The sequence below is a fragment of the Rhizobium sp. SEMIA 4085 genome (genome assembly GCF_013004495.1).
Lineage (GTDB): Bacteria > Pseudomonadota > Alphaproteobacteria > Rhizobiales > Rhizobiaceae > Rhizobium > Rhizobium gallicum.
In genome coordinates, this window is sequence record NZ_JABEPH010000291.1 from 1 (window position 1) to 7,905 (window position 7,905).

At 61.0% G+C, this 7,905-nt stretch carries 10 protein-coding genes; 4 read left to right on the forward strand and 6 right to left on the reverse strand.

Going from position 1 to position 7,905, the window contains the following annotated elements:
* From C9413_RS23660 to C9413_RS23685, 6 genes are all read right to left on the reverse strand, one after another.
* On the reverse strand, window positions 1-221 hold a 221-nt coding region (locus tag C9413_RS23660; protein WP_170250976.1), incomplete at its 3' end, for an FAD-dependent oxidoreductase.
* Window position 222: 1 nt separating this feature from the next.
* The gene (locus C9413_RS23665) at window positions 223-777 is read right to left on the reverse strand and encodes a cupin domain-containing protein (RefSeq protein ID WP_040116321.1); all 555 of its coding nucleotides are present in this window, start codon (window positions 775-777) and stop codon (window positions 223-225) included.
* The gene (locus tag C9413_RS23670; RefSeq protein ID WP_040116322.1) at window positions 770-1,438 is read right to left on the reverse strand and encodes a 4-carboxy-4-hydroxy-2-oxoadipate aldolase/oxaloacetate decarboxylase; all 669 of its coding nucleotides are present in this window, start codon (window positions 1,436-1,438) and stop codon (window positions 770-772) included. The genes C9413_RS23665 and C9413_RS23670 overlap by 8 nt, the downstream gene beginning before the upstream one ends.
* A gap of 45 nt (window positions 1,439-1,483) precedes the next feature.
* Complete coding sequence (locus C9413_RS23675; protein ID WP_040116323.1) at window positions 1,484-2,398, reverse strand: ABC transporter substrate-binding protein; 915 nt, start codon at window positions 2,396-2,398, stop codon at window positions 1,484-1,486.
* Between the two features lie 28 nt (window positions 2,399-2,426).
* Window positions 2,427-3,452: an amidohydrolase family protein gene (locus C9413_RS23680; RefSeq protein ID WP_040116324.1), complete on the reverse strand. Its 1,026-nt coding sequence runs from the start codon at window positions 3,450-3,452 to the stop codon at window positions 2,427-2,429.
* A complete protein-coding gene (locus tag C9413_RS23685; RefSeq protein ID WP_040116325.1) occupies window positions 3,452-4,642 on the reverse strand; it encodes a cytochrome P450 in 1,191 nt (396 codons plus the stop codon). The genes C9413_RS23680 and C9413_RS23685 overlap by 1 nt, the downstream gene beginning before the upstream one ends.
* A 224-nt stretch (window positions 4,643-4,866) precedes the next feature.
* On the opposite strand from C9413_RS23685, the gene C9413_RS23690 reads away from it, so the two are divergent.
* The 4 genes from C9413_RS23690 to C9413_RS23705 all read left to right on the forward strand — a co-directional run.
* On the forward strand, window positions 4,867-5,658 hold the full coding sequence (locus tag C9413_RS23690; RefSeq protein WP_040116326.1) for an ABC transporter ATP-binding protein: 792 nt from the start codon (window positions 4,867-4,869) through the stop codon (window positions 5,656-5,658).
* Window positions 5,655-6,368 (forward strand): ABC transporter ATP-binding protein, encoded by a 714-nt coding sequence (locus C9413_RS23695; protein ID WP_040116327.1) that lies wholly within the window; start codon window positions 5,655-5,657, stop codon window positions 6,366-6,368. Before C9413_RS23690 ends, C9413_RS23695 begins: the two co-directional genes overlap by 4 nt.
* Window positions 6,368-7,249 carry a branched-chain amino acid ABC transporter permease gene (locus C9413_RS23700; protein ID WP_040116328.1) on the forward strand — a complete coding sequence of 294 codons (882 nt, stop codon included), beginning with the start codon at window positions 6,368-6,370 and terminating at the stop codon, window positions 7,247-7,249. The genes C9413_RS23695 and C9413_RS23700 overlap by 1 nt, the downstream gene beginning before the upstream one ends.
* Window positions 7,246-7,905 (forward strand): branched-chain amino acid ABC transporter permease (locus C9413_RS23705; protein WP_170250977.1); only part of this gene is annotated, 660 nt, incomplete at its 3' end. The genes C9413_RS23700 and C9413_RS23705, both read left to right, overlap by 4 nt.

Consider the following 7,905-nt stretch of genomic DNA (forward strand, 5'->3'; position numbering starts at 1 on the left):
AAATCCTGCGGGCGCAGATGCATCCTGTCGACCTTCTCCTTGCCGGCCGGGTAGCCCTTCGAAAGCGAGGGGCGGTCGTAGGGAATTTCCGGTTCAGCGCCAATCAGCGCGATGCTTCCCGTAAAGCCGGACTGCCTGAGTGCGGCCGCCGTCTGCGAACCGCCATGTCCGGCGCCGACGATCACGCAGTCGAAAGATCGGGTGAGGTTGTCCGGTGTCATGTCACGACCTTCTTTCGGCACCGATGAGGACGAAGCACATCGTGGCAGGCTTGTCGCCCTTGTTGCGCCAGGCGTGGCGGGTGCCACACTGGACCACGACGTCGCCCTGCTTCAGCAAGGTTTCAGCGCCGTCGTCGAGCTCGAGCCAGACCTCGCCGTCGAGAACTATGTCGTAGTCGACTGTGTCGGTGGTGTGCATGCCCGGTGCGTCAGGCTCGAATGCCTGAATCAGGCCGGGGATGTGGACGGCCTGCTCCTCGAACGCGGAGGCTGGATCGACGGTCGCAAATACCGAATCCGGCGGGAAGACGACGATCATGAGTTTCGTCGCGCCGTGCTCAGGCGTGATCAGCATTTGCGGCGGTGCCTGCTCCGCATGGTCCTGCGGCAGGGCGGGTTTCGCGCCGGTGGCGTAAAGAACCGAGGTCAAATGTCCCGGCACAGAATCGTAGGCGTGGGCGTTGGGCGTCGGGCCATCGCTGACAAACACCGACTTGCCGTTCCTGATGCCGGTGACGACGCGGCGAGGAATGCGCAGTTCAGTAGCCCTATTCATAGATCAGGCCTTTCGCCTCGAGCTGCACACGCATGTTGTTGATGTCGAGGCTGAGCTTGCCGGACTCGTAAAGGCCGCGCTTTTCGTCTTCCATCTGCTGTCGCTTGCGGGCCTTCTCAAGCACCTGAGCTGCCTCGCCGCGTTTGACGACGCAGACACCGTCGTCGTCGGCGACGATGACGTCGCCGGGTTCGATGTATGCTCCGGCGCAGACCACGGGCACCTGGACGTTCGCCAACGTTTCCTTGACGGTGCCCTGCGCCGATATGGCCTTGGCCCATACCGGGAACTTCATCGCGCGCAGGTCAGCCACATCTCGGACGCCGGCGTCGGTCACCAGACCTAGAATTCCTCGAGCCTTGCAAGAGGTGGCGAGCAGGTCGCCGAAATAGCCGTCGGTGCATGGTGAGGTCGGTGCGACAACCAGGATGTCCCCCGGCTGGGCCATCTCGAGCGCCACATGAATCATCCAGTTGTCGCCGGGCGGAACCTCGCAGGTCAGCGCCGTGCCACCGATGCGCGCGCCGTCGATTACCGGACGCAGGTGCGGCGCCAGCAGCCCTTTCCGTCCCTGAGCTTCATGAACCGTGGCGACGCCGAGCTTACCCAGCGCCTCACATATTTCGCGGTCAGTCCGCGGGGTCTTTGTCATTACTTTCATCGAAAATCTCCTGGTGTGACCATGGAACGCGCCTCAACAGATCGCTTAGCTGGATGCAGCTTCGAGGAGACCGCGATCGAACACGTCCCCCGCTAGAGGCCTGGCGGCTTCGTCAAGCAGGTTCGCGCGGATCATAAGGTCGATGGTGGTGTCCATCGCAGCTTGTGGAATGGCCAGGTCACTCGGCCACATACCCATGTCGCGCATATAGCGAAGGCCATGTGTCGCAAGATCGGCGTCGTCCTTCGTGGTGATCCGCTGGAAAATCGGAAGCGTGACATCTTCTCGACTGGGATCGTTGGTGATCGCATAGGCATCGATGAGCGCCCGCAGGAAACGGATAACGATGTCGCGGTTGCCATCAAGCCAGCTCTTGCGGCCGATAACGGCGGCGAAGACGATTTCAGGGATGACGTCGTTGATCTCGCCGATCAGGTTGAAGCCGTCCCGCTCGGCCAGGAAATTCCAGGGTGCCGGCTGCGGCGCGCAGTCGATCTCTCCTGCCTGGAGTGCTTCCCAGCGCTTGGTGTGGATGCCGGCGAGTTCGAATTCATAGTCTCCTGGATAATGCAGCCCATCCCTGGCGAGCAGCATCTGCGTATAGATCGCGGTGCCTTCGGTGAGCGACGACGTACCGACCTTCTTGCCATTGAGGTCCTTGATCGACTTGATCGAAGGCTGCGCGACGAGCGACATCGGCAGGCGGTTCGAGTTCGAAGCGATCACACGCAATTCGCCGCCCTTGACGAAGTCGGCGACCGCGCCTTCCGGCGGCGTGATGGCGAGGTCTGCTTCACCCTCGAGTACGGCACTGGTCGCCTTGTCGACGGTACCCATCTTTTTGTATTCGATGGACAGCCCATGTTTGGCAAAAATGCCGAGTTCTTCGGCGACGAAGATCGGTAGCCAGTTGAACCCTTGCGCCCCGCCCGCGAGGCTCAGATGTTGGCTCGAAGCCATTTGATTTCTCCCTGATAGTTGCGAGGCTTCAAAGGCCGCGCTCGCGTAGTCTCTTGTCCAACAGCGGGTAGACTCGCCGCGCGTTTCCTTCGAAGACCGCATGTCTTTGGTCGTCGTCGAGCGCGAGCTGATCGATGTATCTCTTGGTATCGTCGAACGGATGCCCGGTCTCGGGATCGATCGCCTTGACCGCGCCGAGCAGCTCCGAGCCGAAGAGGATGTTTTTGACGTCGACGACGTTGAATAGCGTGTCGATGCCTGCCTGATGGTAGACGCAGGTGTCGAAGAACAGGTTGTTCATCAGATGCGTGTCGAGGCTGGGCTTTTCGAGCATGATCGACAGTCCGCGGTAACGGCCCCAATGGTAAGGGGCAGCCCCGCCGCCGTGCGGGATGATCAGCTTGAGCTCCGGGTGACGCTCGAACAGATCTCCCTGGATGAGCTGCATGAATACCGCGGTGTCGGCGTTGATGTAATGCGCTCCCGTCATGTGAAGGCAGCGTTCGCAGGAGCTTGACACGTGGATCATCGCGGGAACCTGGAGGGCGACCATGGCCTCCCACATCGGGTCCCACCACGGATCGTAGATCGGAGGGGCGCTCCACCGTCCGCCCGAGGGATCGGGATTGAGATTACAGCCGACGAAGCCGTTTTCGACGCATCGCTGCAACTCGTCGATGACCGCAGAAAGGTCGCCGTCGACGGTCTGCGGAAGCTGGCAGACGGCAGCAAAGTTGTCGGGGAACATGTCGACGATCCGGCCGACATTGTCGTTCGACAGACGCGACCAGTCCTTGGCCACTGCCAGACCTGGAACGTGGTGGCCCATGCCGGAGGCGCGCGGGCTTAAGAGCGTCACATGCGAACCGCGCTCGCGCTGTATCTTCAGCTGGTTTGCCTCGATGATGTCATGGAGCTGCTTGTCCGGGATGGCAGGATAGATGGGCTGCTCTAAGGATTTGCCTTCCGCATAAGCGACCTGCGCCGTTCGGAAGGCATGATGCTCCGGCGGTTCCGTGGTGAAGTGGCCGTGGCAGTCGATGATGAGCGACATTATGCGTTCCACTTCGCGGGCAGATCGGAGATGCCGCGGAACCGCCAACCCTTGCCCTTCATCTCGCGCGAGGGGTCAAGCCGGAGTTCAGGCAGTTGCCGGAATACCTCCGCCAGTGCGATCTCGCCCATGGCCCTCGACAGGAAATGGCCGGAACAGAAATGCGGGCGGAAGCCGAACGACAGGTGCTGCTTCTTCTTGCGGAACATGTCGAACTTGTCGGCGTCTTCGAAGCGGGTCGCATCGCGGTTGGCGGAGCCCATGACGATCGCCACCGACGCTCCCTGCGGAATGACAGTCCCCGCGATCTCAAAGTCCTCTCTGGCGACGCGTGGCGTTACGCCGATCGGAGCGATCCAGCGCAGGCCCTCATCGAAGGCGCGCATCGCATTTTCCTGCGGCTGCTCGGCCATGATCTTCGCTTGATCGGAACTTGAAAGAAGACCCGCGCAGGCATTAGCCGCGGCGTGGCCCGGCTCCTGCAGGCCGCCGAGGATGATGACGCGCATGGTTGGCGAAATTTCTTCCCAGCTGCGGACCTCGCCCTTTTGCATGCCGCCATACATGACGTGGCTGAGAAGGGAATTGTTGGGCTTGGTGAGGCAGGCTTGATAAAGATCGCCCATCTGCCTGTCGATTTCTGCAAGCGCATCATCGAGCCGCTTCCAGATTGCCGCGTCATTGCTGACATTCTGCAAGCCGAGCGCCATGGCGTGAAACCACTCGACGAGGGTCTCGTTGGGAGTCTCCGTCAGACCGATGACGTCGCCGATGCAGCGCACCGAGATCGGTTCAAAGAGTTCGACAGTGAGGTTCGCTTCTCCATTCTTCTTGATGGAGTCGATATAACGCTGCACGACCGGCCGTGTCAGACCCTCAACGAAAGAGCGCACGCGCTCCTGCGTAAGGTTCTGATCAATGCCTTCGCGAAGGCATTGATGGTCCTCGCCGGACATGGTCAGGACGTTCGGCATGCCCATCACGCGGGCTTCCGGGCGGTCTGTCGATCCTGACGGTCCAAACACCTTGTCGTTGCCGCCGACGGTTCGGCAGTCGTCGAACCGCGTGATGAAATATTCCTTCGTTCCTTCAAAGAATGCCACGGGCTGCTCTGAGCGCAGACGCGAATAGACGGGATACGGATCCCGGTAGAGGTTTTCGCCCGTCAGTTCGGTGTGTGATCCCGTCATCGATTTCCTCCCAGCACTCCCGCTTAGGGAGTTGTCGCCAATCTCGCCGCCGGTCTCCAGCCGGGGGCACGCATCTCTAGACGTTTCGGGGAAGCAATCGAATAAGATTGAGACTTGACATACCGCAACGTCTTCGAATACGTATTGGTATCTAAAGCGGGGTTGGCTGTCAACAACAGAAATTGACGGACAAAGGAGAAGCCGCTTCGGAAGGGAGGAATTCAGTGAACGACAGCAGCATCGAAGAGGTGCGCCCGGTGCTCCAGGCGCGGGATGTGTCCGTGCAGTTTGGCGGCGTAAAAGCGCTGACAGACGTGTCGCTTTCCGTAAGGCGGGGTGAAATCTGTGGTCTGATCGGGCCCAACGGCGCCGGAAAATCGACCTTTCTCAACGCGGCAACCCGCCTCGTAAACTACGCAACTGGATCGATCATGCTCGACGGCCAGCCGCTCGAAGGCGTGGAAACGCGCGACATGATTGGAATGGGCGTCGCACGGACGTTCCAGAATCTGGGCATCTATGCATCGATGACGGTCCTCGAAAACGTCATGCTAGGCGCCCATCATCGACTTGGCGGAAATTTCGGAAAGGCAATCTTCGCCCCGTTCCACGTAAGGGCGCTGGAGCGGTATACTCGCGAAAAGGCAACGGCAGTGCTCGAGGAGGTCGGCATGGCGGACCTTGCCGCCCGTGCGGCCGGTTCGCTGCCCTATCCCTTGCAGAAGCGCATGGAAATTGCCCGGGCACTGGCCGCGGAGCCGAAGATACTCCTGCTCGACGAACCCGCCGGCGGACTGACCCACGGCGAGGTCCACGAATTCGGGGAGCTCGTCGACGGGATCAGGCGCAGACGCAATCTCTCCATCCTTCTTATCGAGCATCACATGGGCTTGGTGATGAGCCTTTGCGACCGGATCGTTGTCTTCCACCTGGGCCGTAACCTGGCCGAGGGAACGCCTGCCGAAATCAAGTCAAACGATGCGGTGATCGCCGCTTACCTCGGGAAGGCGGCATGACCCTTCTGGATATCAAAGACCTGTCCGTTTTCTACGGCAAGACGCAGGCTCTGTTTAACTGTTCGTTCTCGGTTGGCGAAGGCGAATTCGTTGCCTTGCTCGGTTCCAATGGAGCCGGAAAGACGACGCTGCTGCGCGCGGTCTCGGGTCTGCTGCCGTTCAAGGGCTCAGTTTCCTATGCCGGCAAAGCCCTCGACGAGATCTCCGCCCAGACGCGCCTTGCACGCGGCGTCGCGCACATACCGCAAGGTCGCGGCACCTTCACCGAGTTCACCGTGGAAGAAAACTTGTCACTCGGCGCGACCATCGTGGGCAGCCGCTCGCAAGTGAAGGAAGACAAGGAACGCTGGTATGAGACGTTTCCGAGATTGCGGGAACGGCGCAACCAACTCGCCGGAAACCTCAGCGGCGGCGAACAGCAGATGCTCGCCGTGGCCCGCGCGCTGATGTCTAGGCCGAGACTCTTGATGTGCGATGAGCCGTCTCTCGGGCTGGCGCCGTCCATCACGCAGGAAATCCTGGCGATCTTCAAGTCCCTGAACAAAGAGGCGGGAATGACATTGCTCGTCGTCGAGCAGAACGTCGATACCACCCTTCAATACGCCGACATAGCCTTTGTCATAGAGGCCGGGCAGGTCGTCGCGAGTGGCGCGGCGAGCGACCTGATCGGCAATGAAGACATCAAGAAATCATATCTGGGAGTCGCCTGATGAGCCTCTTCTTCCAGCTCGTCGTCAGCGGCTTGACCACGGGTGCTATCTACGCCGCCCTCGCTTTGGCGCTCGTCCTCATCTTCAGGGCGACGAACGTCGTCAATTTTGGCCAGGGCGAGATGGCGACATTCTCGGCCTATGGAGCCTGGCAACTGATGCAGTGGGGTGTGCCGCTCTGGATCGCCGTTCTTGTGAGTCTCGCGGCGGCATTCGCCACCGGGATTGTAACATTCCGTTTGATCATCCGACCCATGATGGACGCTCCTGTGGAAGCAATCGTCGTCATCACGCTCGGCATCCTCGTATTGTTCCAGGCTGCCTGCATGTGGATTTGGGGGGCGGAACAGCTCTCCTTCCCAAGCCTTTTCCCGCATGGCGGCTTTAGCATCGGCGACGTTCGCGTGCTTGCCTCCGCCGTCGGGACGCTCGCGATCCTTCTGGCGATTGCTCTGGCGATGGGCTTTATCTTCCGCTTCACCAAGCTTGGCCTGTCTATGCGCGCAGCCGCATTCGACCATACACGCAGCGTTCTCGTCGGTGTCAATGTCGAACGAATGTTGATGCTCGGATGGGGCTTCGCGGCCGTCATCGGTGCACTCGCTGCGATTCTAATCGCACCCCGCCTGTTTCTAAGCCCGACGATGATGACGCCAATCCTCTTTTATGGCCTGGCGGCCGCGACCCTTGGCGGCTGGGACAGTCCGCTGGGCGCCATCGTCGGCGGCCTTGCGGTTGGCGTCGCCGAGAGCCTGGGTGCAAGTTACCTTTCGTTCATCGGAGCCGACATGCGTATCGCGGTCCCGATCGCGCTGACGTTGATCATCCTGCTCGTCAAGCCCGTCGGCCTGTTCGGCTCCTACAAGGTGACAAAACTATGAGAGACGTCTTCCTCTCAACCGCGATCAAGTTCGGTCTCTTCGCGATCGTCGCGATATTGATCCCGGTCTCCGCCCCCGCCTACGCTCTCCAGGAAGTGGCCATAGCGATCGCCTATGCCATCGCGATCCTCGGTCTGAACCTGCTGATGGGATATGCCGGGCAGATTTGCCTTGCCCAAGGGACGTTGTTCGGTGTCGGAGCCTATGTTACCGCGATCCTGAACGCCACCGCCGGCGACCCCCCGCTGCCTACGTTGCCGGTCGCGGCTGCAGTCGCCGCCGCAGTCGGCCTGGTCATCGGCCTTCCGGCGCTCAGGCTCCAGGGTCTGCAGCTGGCCATTGTTACGTTCGGGATCGCAGCAGCTTTTCCACAACTGCTGCTCAAGATGGGAGGCCTGACCGGAGGCGTGTCCGGGCTTCCCATCGACGCGCCTGAAATGCCTGATGTCATGGCGGATGCCCCGGAGCTGTGGCTTTACCTCATCTCGCTGGCCTGCGCTGGGGTCGGTGCCTTGCTTGTCTCCCGAATGCTGTCCGGCGATGGCGGCCGCGCTCTCAGGGCGCAGCTCGACAACCCTCAGGTTGCGCCAGGGGTCGGGGGGCACCTGACGGGGGCCGGACTGTGGGCCGTGGCGGCGAGCTGTGGGCGGGTGGGG

Coding starts and splice junctions, on each gene's coding strand:
- C9413_RS23665 (WP_040116321.1), bottom strand. CDS start 777: ATGAATAGGGCTACTGAACTGCGCATTCCTCGCCGCGTCGTCACCGGC.
- C9413_RS23670 (WP_040116322.1), bottom strand. CDS start 1,438: ATGAAAGTAATGACAAAGACCCCGCGGACTGACCGCGAAATATGTGAG.
- C9413_RS23675 (WP_040116323.1), bottom strand. CDS start 2,398: ATGGCTTCGAGCCAACATCTGAGCCTCGCGGGCGGGGCGCAAGGGTTC.
- C9413_RS23680 (WP_040116324.1), bottom strand. CDS start 3,452: ATGTCGCTCATCATCGACTGCCACGGCCACTTCACCACGGAACCGCCG.
- C9413_RS23685 (WP_040116325.1), bottom strand. CDS start 4,642: ATGACGGGATCACACACCGAACTGACGGGCGAAAACCTCTACCGGGAT.
- C9413_RS23695 (WP_040116327.1), top strand. CDS start 5,655: ATGACCCTTCTGGATATCAAAGACCTGTCCGTTTTCTACGGCAAGACG.
- C9413_RS23700 (WP_040116328.1), top strand. CDS start 6,368: ATGAGCCTCTTCTTCCAGCTCGTCGTCAGCGGCTTGACCACGGGTGCT.